This window comes from Nereida ignava (assembly GCF_001049735.1).
GTDB classification, from domain to species: domain Bacteria; phylum Pseudomonadota; class Alphaproteobacteria; order Rhodobacterales; family Rhodobacteraceae; genus Nereida; species Nereida ignava.
Window position 1 is genome coordinate 12979 of the sequence record NZ_CVPC01000015.1, and the last position, 18413, is coordinate 31391.

Annotated in this window: 12 protein-coding genes; 2 read left to right on the top strand and 10 right to left on the bottom strand. The window is 47.9% G+C overall.

Features of this window, described 5'->3' with window-relative positions; all coding sequences use genetic code 11:
- Window positions 1-7 precede the first annotated feature (7 nt).
- Both NIG5292_RS11520 and NIG5292_RS11530 read left to right on the top strand, forming a co-directional pair.
- Complete coding sequence (locus NIG5292_RS11520) at window positions 8-823, top strand: Abi family protein (RefSeq protein WP_053084903.1); 816 nt, start codon at window positions 8-10, stop codon at window positions 821-823.
- A 101-nt stretch (window positions 824-924) separates the two neighbouring features.
- Window positions 925-2276, top strand: a protein-coding gene (locus NIG5292_RS11530) for an IS3 family transposase (RefSeq protein WP_370726549.1) whose coding sequence is annotated in 2 segments (ribosomal slippage) — window positions 925-1260 and window positions 1263-2276 — 1350 coding nt in all. Because the reading frame shifts where the segments join, the coding sequence is not laid out codon by codon here.
- 787 nt (window positions 2277-3063) lie between these two features.
- Here the strand turns inward: NIG5292_RS11530 and NIG5292_RS14650 are convergent.
- From NIG5292_RS14650 to NIG5292_RS11585, 10 genes are all read right to left on the bottom strand, one after another.
- On the bottom strand, window positions 3064-3918 hold the full coding sequence (locus NIG5292_RS14650; RefSeq protein WP_074842146.1) for an HIRAN domain-containing protein: 855 nt from the start codon (window positions 3916-3918) through the stop codon (window positions 3064-3066).
- A gap of 32 nt (window positions 3919-3950) precedes the next feature.
- Complete coding sequence (locus NIG5292_RS11540; protein WP_048599704.1) at window positions 3951-5561, bottom strand: hypothetical protein; 1611 nt, start codon at window positions 5559-5561, stop codon at window positions 3951-3953.
- Window positions 5562-5599: 38 nt separating this feature from the next.
- Window positions 5600-5890 carry a hypothetical protein gene (locus NIG5292_RS11545; RefSeq protein ID WP_048599705.1) on the bottom strand — a complete coding sequence of 97 codons (291 nt, stop codon included), beginning with the start codon at window positions 5888-5890 and terminating at the stop codon, window positions 5600-5602.
- Window positions 5891-6219: 329 nt separating this feature from the next.
- Window positions 6220-6783, bottom strand: coding sequence for a hypothetical protein (locus NIG5292_RS11550; RefSeq protein WP_048599706.1), 564 nt, complete (start codon window positions 6781-6783; stop codon window positions 6220-6222).
- A 618-nt stretch (window positions 6784-7401) separates the two neighbouring features.
- Entirely contained in the window at window positions 7402-8745 is a 1344-nt protein-coding gene (locus NIG5292_RS11560) for an ADP-ribosylglycohydrolase family protein (RefSeq protein ID WP_048599708.1), read from the bottom strand.
- Entirely contained in the window at window positions 8745-11783 is a 3039-nt protein-coding gene (locus NIG5292_RS11565) for a type III restriction-modification system endonuclease (protein ID WP_048599709.1), read from the bottom strand. Before NIG5292_RS11565 ends, NIG5292_RS11560 begins: the two co-directional genes overlap by 1 nt.
- 10 nt (window positions 11784-11793) lie before the next feature.
- Window positions 11794-13659, bottom strand: a complete 1866-nt coding sequence (locus NIG5292_RS11570) for a site-specific DNA-methyltransferase (protein ID WP_048599710.1) — start codon at window positions 13657-13659, stop codon at window positions 11794-11796.
- A 13-nt stretch (window positions 13660-13672) separates the two neighbouring features.
- Window positions 13673-14347 (bottom strand): DUF4391 domain-containing protein, encoded by a 675-nt coding sequence (locus NIG5292_RS11575; RefSeq protein ID WP_048599711.1) that lies wholly within the window; start codon window positions 14345-14347, stop codon window positions 13673-13675.
- A gap of 3 nt (window positions 14348-14350) precedes the next feature.
- Entirely contained in the window at window positions 14351-17626 is a 3276-nt protein-coding gene (locus tag NIG5292_RS11580; RefSeq protein WP_048599712.1) for a helicase-related protein, read from the bottom strand.
- Window positions 17613-18041 carry a hypothetical protein gene (locus tag NIG5292_RS11585; protein WP_048599713.1) on the bottom strand — a complete coding sequence of 143 codons (429 nt, stop codon included), beginning with the start codon at window positions 18039-18041 and terminating at the stop codon, window positions 17613-17615. The genes NIG5292_RS11580 and NIG5292_RS11585 overlap by 14 nt, the downstream gene beginning before the upstream one ends.
- Window positions 18042-18413: the final 372 nt, after the last annotated feature.

Here is an 18413-nt window from a genome sequence, read left to right on the forward strand (position 1 = left end):
ACGGTAAATGTCAAGATATTTGGGGGCGTCTGACGTTCAGGCGATACAGAATTTATTATCGGCTGAACGACTAGCAACGTTCCAAGCACTCACGGCATCAGGGTCGCCCGAGGATGCAATTGAACTGCATCAAACGACGATGAGCTTAGGTGTATCGATTATGGCCGTGACAGGGTTGATAGAGGTCTCTCTACGTAACGCTGTTTGCCACGTCATGCACAACAATTTCGGCGGGAACCACTGGCTACGCACACCTCCACCAAACACATTCACGTGGGCCTACTTGGAAGAATCGTCCATCGCCAAAGCTACGACGCAGGCCCAGCGAGCAGCATATTCCAAGATGACTGGGGCGCAAAAGAGCGCGTTGGATGCTCAGGCATACCCCAATGGAGTGCCATCAAATGCAAAGCACCGAATGATCGCCAAAAAACGACAGTCCACGATCACCATTCCCGACAGTCAGGTAATCGCTCAGCTCACCATTCACTTTTGGAAGCGTATGTTTTCAGAGAACTATGAACAGACGCTTTGGAAGCCTGCTTTAAAAACTGTCTTTCCCAACAAGACGCTCGGTCGCTCGGATGTCGCGGACCATCTTGAAGTAATTTACGAAATGCGAAACCGGCTGGCCCACCATGAACCGGTATATGGGACACGTCTTGAAAAAATTCTGGAATCTATCGATTTCGTTACACTCAATCTTTACAGCAGAAGGCCAGCACTCGAAAATCCGTTTGCCAAACTAATCATGCCTCAGCGCGATCTATTGCATGGGCAAGTGGCAATTTTTGAAGCCACCTTTAGACGTCTTACCCCTTAAACTAAGCTGCATGGTGTGTCTGACGTCAGCGCCTGTGGGACAGATTTGAGGAATTGAACAACGGAGGATTTCTGGTTCATCGTAACCTTGATGGAGTGAAGATGAACAAGAAATCCGGAACGTCGAAGGACGCAGCTGACAAGCTGGTAAAGAACATCCGCCGCAAGACCCGTCAGACCTATTCGGCGGAGGAAAAGATCCGCATCGTCTTGGCGGGTCTGCGAGGCGAAGAGAGCATCTCAGTCCTCTGTCGTCGGGAAGGGATTGCCGAGAGCCTGTATTACAGCTGGTCGAAGGAATTCCTTGAGGCTGGCAAACGCCGCTTGTCCGGCGACACAGCTCGACAGGCAACCTCGCCAGAAGTCAAAGATCTGCGCTCGGAGTCACTTGCCTTGAAAGAATGCGTCGCAGATCTGACCCTTGAAAACCGTCTGCTCAAAAAAAGCATGACAGGGGCTGGGGAGGTCGAGGAATGAGATACCCTGCATCCGAGAAGCTGGAGATCATCCGCACTGTTGAAGGATCACACCTGCCCACCAAGATGACCCTCGACATGCTGGGCATTCCCCGCACAACTTTCTACCGCTGGTATGATCGCTACGTCGAGGGCGGGCTCGATGCCCTGGCCGACCGCTCTCCCCGGCCAAGGTCGGTCTGGAACCGGATTCCCCAAGACCGACGCGATGACCTGATCGAGTTTGCGCTGGAGCATGAAGCGCTGACGACACGGGAGTTGGCGGTCAAATATACGGATGAGAACCGATATTTTGTTTCTGAATCATCAGCCTATCGTATTTTGAAAGCAGCTGACCTCATCACGGCCCCAGATTATGTAGTGATCAAGGCTGCGGATGAGTTTACCGAGAAGACGACGGCCATCAACGAGATGTGGCAGACCGACTTCACCTACTTCAAGATCATTGGCTGGGGCTGGTATTACCTGTCCACCATCCTCGACGATTACAGCCGCTACATCATCGCTTGGAAGCTCTGCACAAACATGCGGGCCGAGGACGTGACGGACACGATTGAACTGGCTCTGACCGCATCGGGCTGTGACCAGGCGGTTGTGCGTCACAAGCCGCGTCTGCTCAGCGACAACGGCTCCTGCTACATCTCTGGCGACCTGGCGGCATGGCTGGGGGATCAGAAAATGGACCACGTCCGCGGGGCGCCATTCCACCCACAGACACAAGGCAAGATCGAACGCTGGCACCAAACGATGAAGAACCGGGTTCTGCTGGAAAACTACTACCTGCCCGGCGATCTCGAACACCAGATCGGGGCCTTCGTCGATTATTACAACAACGAGCGCTACCACGAGAGCCTGAGCAACGTCACACCCGCCGATGTCTACTTCGGTCGCGACAAAGCTATTCTGAGAGAAAGGGAAAAGATCAAGAAACAGACTATCCGACAACGCCGCTTGCAACACCAGAAACAAGCCGCATAATCAATCACACGAACGAGCCAGAGCCTCCAATGCTCAAGCCGCTCTGATGTCCCATTTTATATGACGACGGACACCGTTATCCTTCCCGAAACGTCGATCCCTGACCATGACAATCTCGTCTCACTTCCGGTAGCCGACATGGAAATTGCAAGAGATGTGGCAGCGCTTCGTTTCCGCCATCAGGCTTCTCGCTCAGAAACAAACGAACTGGTGCGGGAGTTTTCGCGGAACTGAGCTTTGTAAAGAGCGGACATTGGCGCTTCGTGCAGCATCGGTCAAAGTGGGCTCGAAGCCGCCATTCGCCGCGCCTAGCGTGAATGTCTGCTCTGGGCGGAAAACCAGCAATGACGTTTCTTGTGTTCCTCACCATGTTTGCCCAAAACTCTGCCAACACAGTGTCCGCAACACAGCATCAGCCAACACTGTGTTCAACACTGCGAATCCGCAGTCAAAATAGTCAGCAACACGGCAAAAAGTGTGTTTAAGGTGTGTTTTTGAATTACACAACTTTAGCGCGCATTGCGCTTGGCTAAGCCATTGTTTTTATTGGTAAAAGTGGTGCCCAGGGGCGGAATCGAACCACCGACACGAGGATTTTCAATGGAGGCGGTGTAAATTATACGTTTGCAAACAATGGCTTGCGTGGAGATATTTTTGGTGTGCGCGCAAGTGTGTTTTTGGCGTCTTTTTGAGGGTAGGGCGGAAACGCTGTGTTGGACACTGTGTCTGCAACATTGTTCGAAACACACACGTCCGAAGCTGTGCAGTAAGCTATACTTCACTGAAATTATGCAAAGATCCAAAGTAAAATCAAAAGCGTCAACGAAATTATAATTACTTTATTTATCGTAGGTGCAGTGCTCGGGGAGTCCGTTGGTGTATTGGGCTGCGCCGGTCTGACTATACCGGCACTGGCATTTAAACTGCTCTTGGTAATCTGGGCAGGTTTGCGTTTTTGTAGATACACGGCCTGGCCAGGCAGGGTGCCACCGAAGTAGCCTTTTCCATCAGCGGTCTTGTTTAACAGTTTAGTATTCATCAACAGCAAAGCCTCGATGTGGGAGGCTTCAATGGAAAGAGCGGCTTCTGCGCTTCGCGCAATTTTGACAACTTTAAATGTAAATCCTTCACCATTTGCGTTGTTGAACTTGCGCTGTAGGTCTGCGTTATGGTGCGAGCCTTTCTGAAGCATTTGAGAGTGTTGTTGGCACCTTTTTTGAAGGTCGGCAGTTGACCCAACGTAACAAGGTTCGTTTTTATAACGAATTTCGTATGCGCCAGCTTTATTGGGTGCTGTGTTGCAGCTTAGGCAATCATTGATTAAGTTTTGTTCAGCTTCGTAATGTATCGCTAAATGTAGGTTTAGAGAGGATCCTGAGTTGTTCAGGCTACACCTCGAAATTGTGATGCGGCTTACCTTATTTGACAACAGCAGTGCTTGATACTTGCTGGCAACCTCACGGCTCAAGTGCCCTATTTTGTGTGTTCGAAAGTAAACCGCAACTGCATTTTTGTCGTGTGGATTGTTAGGCTCAGGCATGAGTGTAAGACTTGAATTCTCGTTCATGAGGCCAGATTTAAAGAGCTTTGGCCCTTGGTAGTAATATGTTCCAGCGACTTTAATGTTTGTTGTTCTGTTCATGGATATCTGCAGCTATTGTTTACTTGTCGACACTATATTCTTGCTAATGACGTGCGATGCTTTTCAATCATCGAGGAAATAAAATTCAAGCCTGAGGCTGCTGTTACTTGACTGACTTTGAGCAATTTATTGCTAATCAAGTTTTCATCATCTGCGTGGTCTAAATTATGCAGAATACTTGCAGCTATGCTACCTCTCCTTGCGGCTCCTGCGATAGACTCTGATTGCGCGATTGAAGGGAAAAACTTTATGCGGTCAGTTCCGTATAGTAATTTTTGAGCGCGGGGATCTGATAGCTCAACATCCAATCCCTGCAGGGATTGGAATTCTTCAAGTTCAATATCTTCAATCCAAAAATTGCTGTTGAACGTTTGCCAACTGCTGTCTGCAAATGCGACTGGTCCCAGTACGGTGCCGTCAAATGCGCGATCATAAAATGTCTGGATAAAAACAAGATTATCTTGATTTTCAAAATCATATTCTCCGGTTAAGTCTGGCTGAAGTATACATTCTAAACCTACCGGGCCTGCTTCCTGTGTCAGGCAATAATTTTCAACCGCCTGCGTGGCTCCGTGAGAGTTACTTGATAAAAATGATAGTGTTTGACCTGTCATTTCAAATTCACCGTAAGGAATAGGCTCTAACTTCATTCCCAGACTTATTGTCCCATCACTTTTCTCTTTGGCGTTTATATAAACCTTGTAAACGAAACAAATATTGTAGTTTTGCCAGCTACCTACTTCTGCATCGTCATCTTCAGAAAGCAGGCTGTCCGCTTCACTATAGCCAATACTTTCGAGCCAAGAGTTCAGGCGTCGTAATGCCGGAAGGTCGGCCTCACCGCGGTACAGTTCCGATGTAAATAGCTCTCGCATGCTCTTGGGTATCGTGAAGAGCCTAACTTTATGTGAAATAGAAATATGGCCTAATTCTACCGCTGGCTCACTCCAAACTTCGTAATGCGCATACTCTGGGGCATCATTGGGGGAAAATAGGAACTGACGCCCCGCCGCCGTGATTATGTCTTCAGGTACGCATGCTGCTTTCCCCCACGGAGAAGGCGGAGTGTTTTTGTCTAAGTATTGACTTTCGATAGTTACAGGAGTGCTTCGCAATGACGTCCATAAATCTTGGATTTTGGACCTGTCACCAATAGCCTCCGCAACCCGCACGCAGTATTCGTCGATCACCGCTTGTAGCGCTTGATTTTCATGAGAATTGTGGGGCAATGCTGGAGCAAAGCTTGTGCCGTGAGCTAGTTTTTGTATTGCCTCGTAGCGAGCCTTTTTTTTGTAGTCGTCACGTTTTACGGAGCAGTTAAGTTCACCTGCAACTTCAGCCAGCTTTACAAATTTAAGGCCTTCAGTAGCGAAGCCCTCCTTTGGCTCTTTATCACCGTCAAGCTGAAAGTATCTTTTTGGTTTATCTTCCACGGCACCTTTGAGGCCGGACTGCGCAATAATTTGCTTTATCGCGGCTTTTGGGTTGGTTGGATTGATGGCCTCGGCAAGCGACCCTAAGTTACGTGATAAGATTTTTTTATCTTCAAGACTTACCCTTTTGCAGTCTGCCAAGTGGCGCCTTAACTCTTCTTGCGCTTTTGTTGGCTGGCTAATTATTTTCCGTAAAGTTTCTCTGTGCATAGTATGTCCCTTCATGTTGCCCGGCAAAAGCTTCAGCCTCAGTGTAGTTTGGCGCGATAGCATGTAACGATAGACTGGCCCGAGACGACTAGGGTAAGGCGCTTGCATGCTTCTGCGAGTTGACGGCTGATGTCCTCGGTTTTTACAAGGCCATCCAATAAATCTTTTGAAGCCTTAAGCTTGTAGCACCCGGAGCCTGCATCAATTTCAATGTCTCCGTGACTGCTTATGATCTCAATGGCATCGTGTTTTACTCCGCGTTGCTGGGCTCTACGAGTTGCATGCTTAGACATTTTCGCGGCAGTGGTGTGTTGTGGTGTGTTTTGCATAATCTGTCCTCCTGGGATAAATTTGTCAAAATATCTCAAGCTAAGCACGGATTTATTGTCTTTTTATTTGTCGGCTTGTGAGCGATAATTGTCCATGATTATGCCTATTATTGTCTACATTTTTGGCTTTTTATGTATTTCGACGAATTTTTGAGCATACTAGCTTCACGAGGCTAGCAGTGAGCGAGCTTCAGGAATGTTGTGCGCACTTCGGTTTCCGGAATATTGATCAATGGAACCAACAATCTTTTTGTCGATTTTACGCTGGCTAAAGCTTGGGCAACGATACAATCTCTACTTTAACGACAGCTACGCTTTCGTAAGTAGACCTAGGCCGGATCGTGGCCGCGAATAGTTGTTAGGTCGCCTGCTGGATAGAATTCACACTGCTTACTGATTGAATTGTAAGCATTCTTGAAACCTCTAGTTGGCAGATAAAGTTCATGCAGGCCGTGGTCTGGTGTCGAAATTTCCAGTTTAAAAGTGTTTGTTACGAGCAGTTCTCTCAATATGTTGAGCTCATTTTCCGCGTTTGGATATGCCGTATCCCCGTAGAGGCTAAAATCGTAAGAACGAGTTGGTGATTGAAGTATGAGTGAACCTGCATTTGAGTCGAGCACACTGAAAAATACAGAATTTTGGGGTCGAGGTTCGTTGTTGTGAAAAGTGACGTAGTAGAAGATGTTGGTGCTCGCATCCCCATTTTTATCTCTAGGGTTGCTTGCTAGCCAGCAATCATTGTCATCAATAAATAGCGACCATTCACCATAAGATTGAAGGTGATCAATCTCAGGCTCCTCTGCGACTCCCGGACCAGCGACTGTTATGAAGCCGAGGCAAAGTATCGTTAATTTTGTTATTTGAATGTCTCGAACTTTAAGTGGCTTTGGCATTTAAATAGAGTGTCCCTATAGTTTTAATCGAGTTTTGGCTTCAACCACTCCAGCGCCTAGTTCCATTTAACAACCGTGCCGACCGTTTTTGATTGCGTTTGTCGGCTCTTGCGTCGCCGTGTGCCTGAATTTTTAATTCCTTAATCGTAAGAAGTACTATTTTACGCAAAGTCTTGTCAGACCAAATAGTATGTGCGAGTTTACGTTCCACCGAGCGCCACGCTCTCCTCGGATCTTCACCATCAAGTTTCTTTTTCCGGTAGAGCGCACTAGCGTCTTGGACTAACTTCAATAGCACTTTTTTTGTTTCAGGGTGTGAGATTACACAACTTTCCCTGAGCAAGTATTCCACTGCATCTACAAATTTTCGGGTAATTAATCGACATGGCCCGCACTGCAAGGGTTGGGTCTGCCAATCTTTGTGTACGGGGAAGTCGCTCATGCATCCTGTACATTTTTTAGTATCCCAAGTTTGGATCAACGGTTTCACCATTTTGATGTAGTGGCCTCAGAATAGCCCAAGTATCATTTTAAGCGAAAGGCCATTTCATGTGCGTTCTGACGACAAACATGAAGTTAACTTTTGGTTAACCATCGAGATTGGTGGACGTTTTGCAATCACCATGATGAGTTTAAGAACTGAGAGGTAACATAGAGCTTCCGCTCATCAATTAAGTTTTGTTTAAAATGTGCAGGTACAGATGCATAACCGTACATCGCACCTGCAAGCTGCCCCACAACTGCCCCTACTGTGTCTGCATCATCTCCTAAGTTAACTGCTTTGATAACTGCTGTTTCAAAGTTGTCGGATTGTAATAACGACCATAGAGCTGAATGTAGGGTGTCTATGACATAACCACCCGCAAAAACGTTGTCAGAGTTTAGTTCGCTGTAGCTGTGCTCGAAAAGAGATCTCACTGCAGGACCCCAATTTCTTTCTGAGGCTACCTGCCAGAGTTCGTCAAACTTGTGGCCGTTAATTAGACCGCACAATAACTCAGCGACAAGCTGGCAGCTCTGATCGGCTGAGTGGGATGCATGTGTTGCTAAAGACTGTTGGCTTGCTAGGTGAATTGCTTGCGCAGGATCAGCGTGAGCATAGCAAGCTACAGGCGCTAGTCTCATCAGTGAACCGTTGCCGTCGTTTTTAGAGCCGAACGGTAAGGCTTCAAGGTATCCATTACGCTTGTAGTCACCGAGTACCCGTAGTGTGTTTTGGCCGATACCGACGGCAACGCCAGTACTCGTGTTCGATCCATGCTCAGCCCAATGACAAAAGCTCTCTAAAAGCTGCCCTGCATCTAAACCATTTTTGTTGATCAGTACTTGGGCCAAGCAAAGAGCCATGGCTGTATCATCCGTCCATGCACCAGCTGGTAACTTAAAGCGACCACCCTCGCGGTATCCACTTACTAGTTCAAAGGTACCTCTTGGCGAAAACTCTACGGGTGCACCTAATGCATCTCCAATAGCTAAACCGACAAAAGCCCCAGCTATCCTGTCGTGAATTGGGGAGGCGTAAGTGGACCAGTATTCATCAGAGGCCCCCATATTCTCAAAGCTGGAACCGGCTAACTCGACTACTTTGCTGTAAAACCAATTCGACAATTCCCAACTATGTAGAACCCTTAAGCTTTCGATCGCTCTGCTTATCCGTAGGTGGTTGTGATTGTAACGTGATTTCCAATGATCATTGGCTGCAAGAAACTCCAAAAACCTGACTGTCATTGCCTCAAGGAAATCGGTGACGTCCTGTCTTTCTGACAGCCAAATAGCTGAGGGTAGGTCTAATACAGGTGCGTTTGAAAACTGGCGAGTATTTTTAATCGTGGGGAACGCCCATTGAATAAAACCGTGCTTTCTTTCGAAGTCATCATCTGAAATTGAAAGTAAATCACTCCGACTGAAGCCGTCGGCAAGTTTGGCGTTTGCCTCATGGAACATTTTGAATTTCAGATCCATCACTGCCTAGCTACCAAGTCCATCAACTTGCTGTAGCTGTCCACAACGTCATAGCGGACATTGTTGGGCAAATCTGCCTTGCTAATCTCGGCAAAGAATTTACGAGCGCACTCGATCTTGGTTAGTTCGTCTGGACGCAACTTCATTGATGACATGCTGCCCTTCGTCTCTGCAACGAAGTAGATGTGACGCACCGAGCCCTCTTCAAAGGAAATGGCCCAGTCAGGATTATAGTCGCCAACTGGTGTAGGGATCAGGAAGCCACGTGGCAACTTGGCGTACACGACCACTTCAGAGCTGGTGTCCAGCTCAGCCACAAACTCACGCTCAACATTGCTGTCCACAATTGCATGATCAAACACATGCTTGGTCAATTTTTCGGTTGCTTTCGAAAAATCATTCCCAGTCTGTGCTGCTGTGAAAATGCCTACATCGTGCCGTTCTTCCACTGCATCGTAAGTAAGACGCTCGATGATCACGGTAGCTTTTTGCTCTTTGATCAGTCTGCTAGCCTCTGAGATGAACTGCTCAGGGTTCTTCTTAAACTGGTCAAAGACTGCTTTTTCCATGCTGGACAGAATTCTAGCGACGGTGTGCCGGGTTAGCTGAGCATTTTCAGACACTTCTTGTAGCAGGTCATACTTGACGCTGGAGAAGGCAGATTGGCCATACTCGATACGAGTATCTTTGACCTTGAAGCCCTTGCCGTCTGAAAGCTGTTCAGCAGTCAAGCTGTCGCCCTGTGATCCCACTTGTACTGTGTATTGCAGAGGCGTCACGTTCAGCTCTTTGTTCAAAGCAGCAACGCACTTCTCCACCAGCTCGTCACTATCGAAATCCACACGATAAACAGCTTTTTGGTTGATGCGCTCCCAAAGCTCTTTGAAGGCCTTTTTTTCGAAATTGTCATTCAGCGGGTTTGTTTTGGGTTTGCGCCCATCGTCTACAATGCGTGAAAGTGCATCTGCGCTGAAAACGCTGTCTACTAGCTCAAACACCTGCGGAGCGTACTGCATAAGTGTGTCAGGCAAGGGTGCAAGCGCTTCCTCTGCTTTTGCTGTATGGTACGCCTCGACTACCTGACGCTGGTGATCAACATAACCGTTTTGAATGAGGTAAAATTCAATCTGAGCAGCCATTTCAGAGGTAACAGGCACATCACCGTGCTCAGTGCGCAGTACCTTTTCCTTGAAATACGCTTCATTGGCCTTGCGTGGGCGGGCAACAAGGGCATCAGAAATCTCTTTCTGCAGGTTCGAGACAAAATCCTTGTAGCTTTCGCTGGCCACAACCGTCAGCACATTGATGTCGTGCACCACCGATGGATGGTCCATACGCTCACCAGTTTGGTTCACGCAAAGCCTAAGACCTCTCCCAACCTCTTGCCTGCGGCGTACGTTGCTGTTTGCACGGTTGAGCATACACATTGTAAAGACGTTTGGGTTGTCCCAGCCTTCGCGGAGCGCAGAGTGTGAGAAAATAAAGCGAACAGGCTCATTCTGCGACAGCAACCGTTCCTTGTTACGCAGGATTAGATCATAGGCGCTCTCATCATCAGAAAGCCCTTTTTCTTCGCCAGTTTTCTTGACGCTTGGATCAACTAGACGGTTTTTCTTGTCGATGGAGAAGTAGCCTTCATGCACCTTGCCTACTTCATCGCGTTCAAGAAACGCTCGATAATCCTGATACTCCAACGGTAGCGTTGAGAGGTACTCATCTCTAAGAATTTCATATTCTTCTTCAAACACTTGGGCGTAATGGCCCTTGGTGTCCTCTGCGTCATAATCACGGTACCGAGACACTGTGTCGATGAAGAACAGTGACAGAACCTTGATCCCCTTGGCAAAGAGCGTTTGCTCTTTTTCAAAGTGGGCGCGGATCGTTTCTCGAATTTGGATGCGCCGCATATGCTCTTCAGAAAGGTCTTGCGTCGCCTCTCCCGCGCGAAGTTCAAATCCATTTGTGAATTCAACAGTATCCTTGTTCGCGTCGATCTGTGAGATTGTGAAACCGTTGTAGGCTTGAAGGCCGTTTGAAACACTCAACAGGTCGCGACCGAATTCAAGACGCTTGAGCTGGCGCTTAATATCCCCGTTCGCCAATTTAACTTCCATCTCGATGCGAGCGATGGGCGCTTTCTTTGAGACTTCAATGCCTTCAAGGTACATATATGGCGCAGTCCCTGCCAGACCGCGTGTTTGAATGCCGCGCACAGCAATCTTCTTAACTAGCTTTTGGTTGAAAGCATCGAGCGCATCAAGACGGTGCACCTTGTTATGCTGGGTCGTATGGGTTGCCGAGTAGCGCAGGATCATCAGCGGATGGAATTCTTCGAGAGCTTTTGTAGTCGCCTTGCCTTCCATCTTTTGCGGCTCGTCAAGGATCAAGATCGGCCGGTTACGTGAAATCACATCGATAGGGCGGCGTGACTGGAAGTCGTCTAGCTCCATGTAGATGCGTCGCTGATCCTTACCCTTTGCCGCAAATGCTTGAGTGTTGATCACCATAACGTTGATACCTGCATCGCTGGAAAAGCTCTCCAGCTCGTGCAGCCGTTTGGAGTTGTAGGTGAAGAACCTTGCTTTCTTGCCGTAGGTTTCGGTGAAATGCTCTGCTGTGATTTGCAGCGACTTTTGCACACCCTCGCGGATGGCGATGCTCGGCACCATGATAATGAACTTGGACCAGCCGTATCGCTTGTGCATCTCGAACATGGTTTTGACATAGCAGTAGGTCTTGCCCGTGCCCGTCTCCATCTCGATGTCTAAGTTGTAATCGCAGCCTGCGCTTGAGATCAGCTTGTCGGATATTGGCAAGTTCTGATGGCGCTGCACGGCTTGGATGTTCTTCAATACCTCAGATTTTGGTATTTGAAGGTCAGCGTTCTTAAAGCCTGCTTCTTCTGCTTTGATCTGTTTTGAACGACCCGGGTCAATACGATAGCTGATGCCATCGCTACGCGGTTGCCCTGCGAAACAGTCTACGACAGCTTCAACTGCGTTCGTTTGATAGGCTTGAACCTTGAACTTCAGTTTCATACCTGCGCCCTCAAATTGCTTTGACGTCGGTCATGGGCGACAACTGCTTAAAGATTTGTTGGACGTTGATCTTCACCGCGTCTGATACAAAGCCAGTGTCACGAAAGACGACACGCAAGGGTTCGTGCCCTGCCAGCTCTTTGACTAACTCTTCTGTCACACCTGTATCGAAACAAGCCACGAGTGCGTTTTCGTCGACAAAGAACACGGTCTTGCCCTGAATATTATCACGCCTGATTGGCAAGGTCAGGTCAACGCCCCAGTCCACGAGTACTTGGAACAATAGGTCTTCTGATGTGCGGCCTTGCTTGATGCTGTCCACGTTTGCCAGCAGGTCCGCCTGAGAGGTCTGATCCGGCGTGTAGAACACATTGGCCATGTTGGAGCTGTCGATCTTGAGCACGCGGAAGCCGACGTCCTTGTTCCAATCGGGGTGACACTCCTCTTTGAGGATTTTCTGACCCGCGCGTCGTATGCGTTCTTTTGTTAGCTGGGGTAGAGTCTCAAAGCCAAGTTTCTTACGTGCAACCGCATTCTCTGACAGTTCTTCCGGAAGTTGAACCGCTATTGAAACGCGCCGAAGTCCATCATTGGCCGATTGTTTCAGTGTCGAATGGAAGGTGCTCCCGCTTCCTGCGAAGAAATCTAAAACGATGTCACCGTCACCAGAACCAATCTCAACGAGCCTTTTCACCATCTCGGTTGGCTTCGGATGATCGAATACTTTCGGCGCGAAGAGATCAGCCATTTCCGCTGTGCCGTCTTCGTTTAGACCATGCTTATCCCACCAACTCTCTGGCTTAAAGCGCATCGATGTTCTTTCTGACAGGTACTTCTTTTGGATTGGACCTGCTTTTCCGGTCTTGCCGAAGATTATCCTCCCGTCATCAATTCGACGTTGCACTTCGGTTTCGTTGAAAACCCAATACCTGCCCTCGGGGGGCCAGTACGTGACACCTGTGTTTGGGTTGGTGATTTCAAAGTAGGGGCCCTCATGGTTTGCTGAAAGATCGGATGTGGTCCATGGGCCGCGAGGATCACTATCCGGGTTCGAGTAGGTTTTCGCGAGATATTCGTCGGAAACATTGAATCCTAAGATTGACTTCTCTTGTGCAGTTTTGCCAAAGCAAACGATGTAGTCATGCACTGGTGGTATATAGCCGGTATTGTTGCCGTTAGTTTTTTTCTTCCAAAGGATTGTCCCAAGATAGTTTTTTTCACCGAAAACTTCGTTGCAAACTTTCAGAAGGTTATCGATTTCGCGGTCGTCTATCGAGATGAAGACGACTCCTTCATCAGTCAGAAGATTCCGAGCCAACTTGAGCCTTGGCAGGATCATGGACAGCCAAACTGAATGAAAACGACCGTTAGCCTCAGTATTCGCTACGAGTCTACTCCCCTGTTCATCTTCCTGACCCGATCGTTTGAGAAAATCAGAGTTGCTTTCTGCAAAGCTGTCTTTGTAAACAAAATCCTTCCCCGTGTTATACGGCGGGTCGATGTAGATCATCTTGACCTTGCCCAGATAGGTCTCCTGCAGCAGCTTCAGCGCCTCGAGGTTGTCGCCTTCGATAAACAGGTTCTGGGTGGTGTCGAAATCTACGCTTTCGTCCCGCGCAGGGCGCAGGGTTTTGGCAATGGGGGCGTTTGCGGTGATCAGCGCCTCGCGCTTGCCCGGCCAGTTCAGGTGATAGCGTTCCTGCGGCCCCTCGACGATGCTTTCCGACAGTTCATTTTTCAGCTGATCAAAGTCAATCGCCAGTCGCAGCTTTCCATTGTCGTCCGCAGCCTCGGTCACGCAACCTGGGAAGAGCTTACGAATTTTGGCAATGTTGTCTTGCGTCAAGTCAGGGCTGTGCATTTTCAATTTGTCCATTGCCGTAATCCTCTTAATCGTTCTGTAGGTCAGCTGCTTTCAGCTGAACCAATTCTTGTTTTGCCACACGCAAAGCTGCGTTGATGCTGACACGTTTGTTGTATTGTTTCTCACGTGACAGTTGGCCCTTGATACGCCCAACCTCAAGCTCTTTACTCTTGATTGCTTCCATTCGGTCCACGCGGGCTTGAATGTTCTCTTCAGCCAAGGGCTGCACGGGCATTAGAGCTGTCAATACCTTGTCGTACAGAGAGGCCAAGTCCAAGGCCACTGGCAAAGATGTGCGCGGGCTATCTGATGGTGTCCATTCAGACTTGAAGTAGTCACTAACTACCCACTTTGACCCATCAACCTCGCTGGGCCGTTTGAATGCAGCAATCGTCTGCCTGCGGCTTCCGTGTGCTACCTCAAAGATCAGTGGGAATGGAATAGCACGGTCTATGGCCCGCAAGACATCTGAGTGCAGCGGCGCCAGCTTCAAGCTTATGGCGAATACCTGAATTTCAGTGATGGACTTTGCCACATGCAGATTAGTCGTTTCTGGTGCCAGCTTGTACTTCCAAACAATCTGATCGACTTGAGCTACGAACAGCTCCTTCAAAGCTGTATTCGCACCTGCGTGTTCATAGATCTTTGACTTAGGGATTACACGTCCAAACTGGGCGGACTTGGGATAGGCAAACAGCACGTTTCAGCCTTCCGTATTTTGAACAATAAGGAAGGCAATAAGTTCAAAGTCATCAAGTCCTGCAATAGTATGTACAAGGGCAGATGTACGTCCTCCGCCGAACAGACTATCAATATCCTTTTCTTCCTTTACTTCGATCATGGAGCGAATAGCTGCGCTGAGCAATTCAGACTGGTGTTCCATATGCCGACCATCGTCAGTCTGTTCGTTAAACAACCTACACATGGCATCGATGGGTTGGTGTTGCCCTTTGCAGCTGCTACGGATCAAATCGAGCAATCGTTTCACCTCAGTGTGATCTGCAATCACTTCACCTTCATTGTCGATGTAGGTGATATAATATGGGTGTAAGCGGTTCTGTTGATTGACGTTGATGGTGTTGTGAACGTTCTTCAGCGCGAAGATCACTCCGGGCTCCAGTCCGCGTTCTGGCTGCGCTGCGACCACGGCATGTTGACCATTTGGCATTTTAGAAAGATCGCCATGCTCCTTCACGTAATTGAGCAGGTCCATACGAAAATCGTTTAAGCCAAGGTCTGTTATGGATACGCCTGTTTTCACATCTTCAAGCTCAATAACTTCTTCCTGAAGGCGCATCAGCTGATCCTTGCGGTACGCAATGTCGGTACTTTTAGCGCTGAGAACGTTGTCGTCGCCTGTTGCTGTGATGTCAGTAATCACCATGCGATTTTCGACACGTTCTTTCAGATTGATGTACTGATCAAGCGAGATATCTGGCCAATAGTTGACCAATTGGATTTGACTATTGGGAGATCCAATACGGTCAATCCGGCCAAAGCGCTGGATCACTCGAACAGGGTTCCAGTGAATGTCGTAGTTAATTAAGAAATCACAGTCTTGAAGGTTTTGGCCTTCTGAAATGCAATCAGTACCGATCAGAACGTCAATTTCAGAAGCTTCTTCGGGCAGTACAAGCTGTTTCTCTTTTGCTCTTGGAGCAAACAGCGTCAGCACCGATTGAAAGTCATAGTTTCTCTTAAGTGTCGTTTGCGGTGAGCTAGAACCCGTTACTCTACCAGTATGAAGGCTGCGTTCGCTTAGTAAGGCCGGGGCTAAATTTTCATATAGATAGTTTGCCGTATCAGCAAACGCCGTGAAAATGATTACTTTCTTGTTCCCAGGATTAAGTGGGTTGTCAATTTTGGCTTCGATCAACTCTTTCAAATGCTGAAGCTTTGCATCGTCTTTTGGTTCGACTAGCTCCATTGATGCGATCAGCTCGTCGATCAAGAACTTGTCAGCTGCTAGCTCATGTTTCCATGAAGGAAGGTCCATATCAGCAAGGCTAATCTTGACCTTCTTACCGACAGTGAACTCATCAAACCCTGTGAGTTCGTCATCTTCACTGGCAAGAACATCAAAGTCTGAACTCAAATCAGAAAAATCAGTGTCTCCACCTGCTTGCTCGAAGTCACTTATGGCCACCAAGGTCCGTTGAATATTTCCTGCAAGGGATTTTAGTGTTAATCGAAACGCCTCAACTGAGCTTTCAAGCCGCTTCAACAAATTCGTTGTCATTAGCGCTTGAAGGCTGCGCTCACGGTCGAGTTGCCTTAACTTTCCTCGACCACCCTCGACAGAAGTATCGTACATCTCTTCATATTTGGCCAAGCGACTGGGCAGTATGTAGCTGATCGGAGCGTAAACAGCGAGCTTCAGAACCGATAGTTGAGAAAAAATATCGTTGAAACCAATTACATCTTCACGGTGAGTGATAGGACTATGAAATGATTTCGGTTTGAGTCGCGTGGGAAACTGCCCAATGTCGGTGGTGTCGTAGAAAGTTTGGATATGTTTGCGAGATCGCGCAATCGTGACTGCATCCAGAAGTTCAAAAAAATCAAAATCGAGCGTCTTGAGAATTGAAGCTGATGTCCGCTCGTCAGGTGGCAAATCAGCCCAATTGTTGAATGCAGCCTGCGCACGTCTAAAAATCTCTTCGACGCTGTTTTTGCTTTTCAAATTTTTGCTCAGGGTTTCAGATTGACCTTCGTAAGCAAGAGCAAGTTGATTTCTAAGATCATTAAACCGGTTGTTGACTGGCGTAGCCGATAGCATCAGGACTTTTGTTTTTACACCGTCTCTAATGACCTTGTTCATTAGCTTCTGATAACGTGTTTCACGATCCTTAAAAACATCATTGTTTCGGAAGTTGTGGCTCTCGTCGATGACCACAAGATCATAGTTTCCCCAATTGATACGGTTCAACGGGATGCCAAAGCTTTCACCACTCGTTCGTGAAAGGTCGGTATGACAGAGCACATCATAGTTGAACCTGTCACCAGCAAAAATATTGGTCTTAAGGTTCGTATTATAGTTCCGCCAATTATCGGCTAGCTTCTTGGGGCACAGAACTAGCACGGCGCGATTGCGCAGTTCATAGTACTTGACGACAGCCAAGGCTGTAAAAGTTTTGCCTAGTCCGACGCTATCCGCAAGAATACAGCCGTTGTGTGTTTCTAGTTTATTGATGATCCCCGTTGCCGCATCTTTTTGATAGTTGAACAACTTGTTCCAAACCAAACTATCTTTGTAGCCAGTTAAATCGTTCGGCAGAACATCCTCGTCAACCTCATCAAGAAAATCGTGAAAAATGTTATAAAGCATTAAGAAGTAAATTCGTTCAGGGGAATTTTCCTGATAAACGCTCTCGATGTACGTACATATAGAGTCTGTTACATCCTGCACTTTGTCTTCATCGTTCCAGATTTCGTTAAAGAGCTGCAGGTACATTCCTGTATGCGTCAGCTCGTCAAACTCAGTGACAAAGTTAGAAACAGCGTCACCCTTTTGATAGCCAAGGTCAGGAGCCGTAAAGCCACTTATCGGCATATAGGCTTTTGAGCTACCGGCGTCTTCGAGGTGCATAAATTGCTGCATGGCAGACTTAGTCGTATTTGACTTGAACTTAGCCGTCTTGCGAACCCATGCAGCACACTCACGTGCGATAGCTTTCTGGTTCAATTTATTGCGGAGCTGAATTTCGAATTCTGTTCCATACACGCTACTCTCTTGAGCTGTTTTAGGAATGAAAAATTCTCGCCGCTCTTTTCGTATTTTGTCAGTTACTTCACTGGGCACAAATGTAGGGGTGGTGAAAATAAACTGAACACTTTCAACCTTTTTTAATTCAGCCTTGAGCGCCTCATACGCATAAATTGAAAAGCAAGACGCAGCGATGCGTAACTTTGAGCCACGGCCTAAGTTTTGGCGTATTTCGTCGCCAAGTATTGTAGTCGAGTTATCAATTATTTTCATGTTTACTCAAGAAAGCAAAATGCGCCGCCTCAAGAGCGCGAATAAAAGTAAGAGCTCCATAGCGCCAAACCTCTGCACCCATCCGAACTTCACTGTTGAGTGGTTCACTACTCGAAGTTTCGGTGCTGTTTGGAACCCCAAACAAACCTAGCTCTTCAGGTGAAAGAAACGTACGAGCGAATACAACTTGCTTGGATGTCTGCCAGTACATGGTTGCAAAGTTACGCAAGCGCCTTTGCCCCAAGACTTCGCCAGGCACAGCCAAACGCAGATCTCCACCATTCGTGTCGGTGAAATGCACCTTCACAGAGTTGCGCTTATCAAAGTGCTCAATCACACTTTCAAAGAACCCTCGTGCCGCTAAAGGGGCATCGACAAGCCTCGCTTCAAAGTTGTCTCTTGGAATTTCACCCAACTACTTCCCTCCTTTTTTTGAAAGGTTAGGGCATTTGAACTATGCCTTCCAGCAGTTTGAGCAATCAAGATGCTACTAGCATTGGTTTGCGGCAATCTGCACGGTTCCATTTGAAAACGCAGCGTAGCGCAGTAACTCTAGTTGCTCGCTACACGAGCTGTAGGGCGAGGCGCTCTGACCCCTACAGCCTGCGCACAGACGGCGACAAGTACCCCTAGCTAAGGTTGTCGGGCTTTGGCGTGTTAAACGGCTTGGGCTTGCGCTTCTTAGTCGTGCGTTTCTTTGGCTTTGCGGGTTTGGGGATTGGCAGCGGCGCAGGGCGTTTGCATGTCACTTCAGCTATGCGCATTTGACGCTGCCAATATGGGGTGA

Excerpts from the sequence above, each read along its gene's own strand:
- NIG5292_RS11520 (WP_053084903.1), top strand. The coding sequence starts at position 8 with ATGTCAAGATATTTGGGGGCGTCTGACGTTCAGGCGATACAGAATTTA.
- NIG5292_RS14650 (WP_074842146.1), bottom strand. The coding sequence starts at position 3,918 with ATGAACAGAACAACAAACATTAAAGTCGCTGGAACATATTACTACCAA.
- NIG5292_RS11540 (WP_048599704.1), bottom strand. The coding sequence starts at position 5,561 with ATGCACAGAGAAACTTTACGGAAAATAATTAGCCAGCCAACAAAAGCG.
- NIG5292_RS11545 (WP_048599705.1), bottom strand. The coding sequence starts at position 5,890 with ATGCAAAACACACCACAACACACCACTGCCGCGAAAATGTCTAAGCAT.
- NIG5292_RS11550 (WP_048599706.1), bottom strand. The coding sequence starts at position 6,783 with ATGCCAAAGCCACTTAAAGTTCGAGACATTCAAATAACAAAATTAACG.
- NIG5292_RS11560 (WP_048599708.1), bottom strand. The coding sequence starts at position 8,745 with ATGGATCTGAAATTCAAAATGTTCCATGAGGCAAACGCCAAACTTGCC.
- NIG5292_RS11565 (WP_048599709.1), bottom strand. The coding sequence starts at position 11,783 with ATGAAACTGAAGTTCAAGGTTCAAGCCTATCAAACGAACGCAGTTGAA.
- NIG5292_RS11570 (WP_048599710.1), bottom strand. The coding sequence starts at position 13,659 with ATGGACAAATTGAAAATGCACAGCCCTGACTTGACGCAAGACAACATT.
- NIG5292_RS11580 (WP_048599712.1), bottom strand. The coding sequence starts at position 17,626 with ATGAAAATAATTGATAACTCGACTACAATACTTGGCGACGAAATACGC.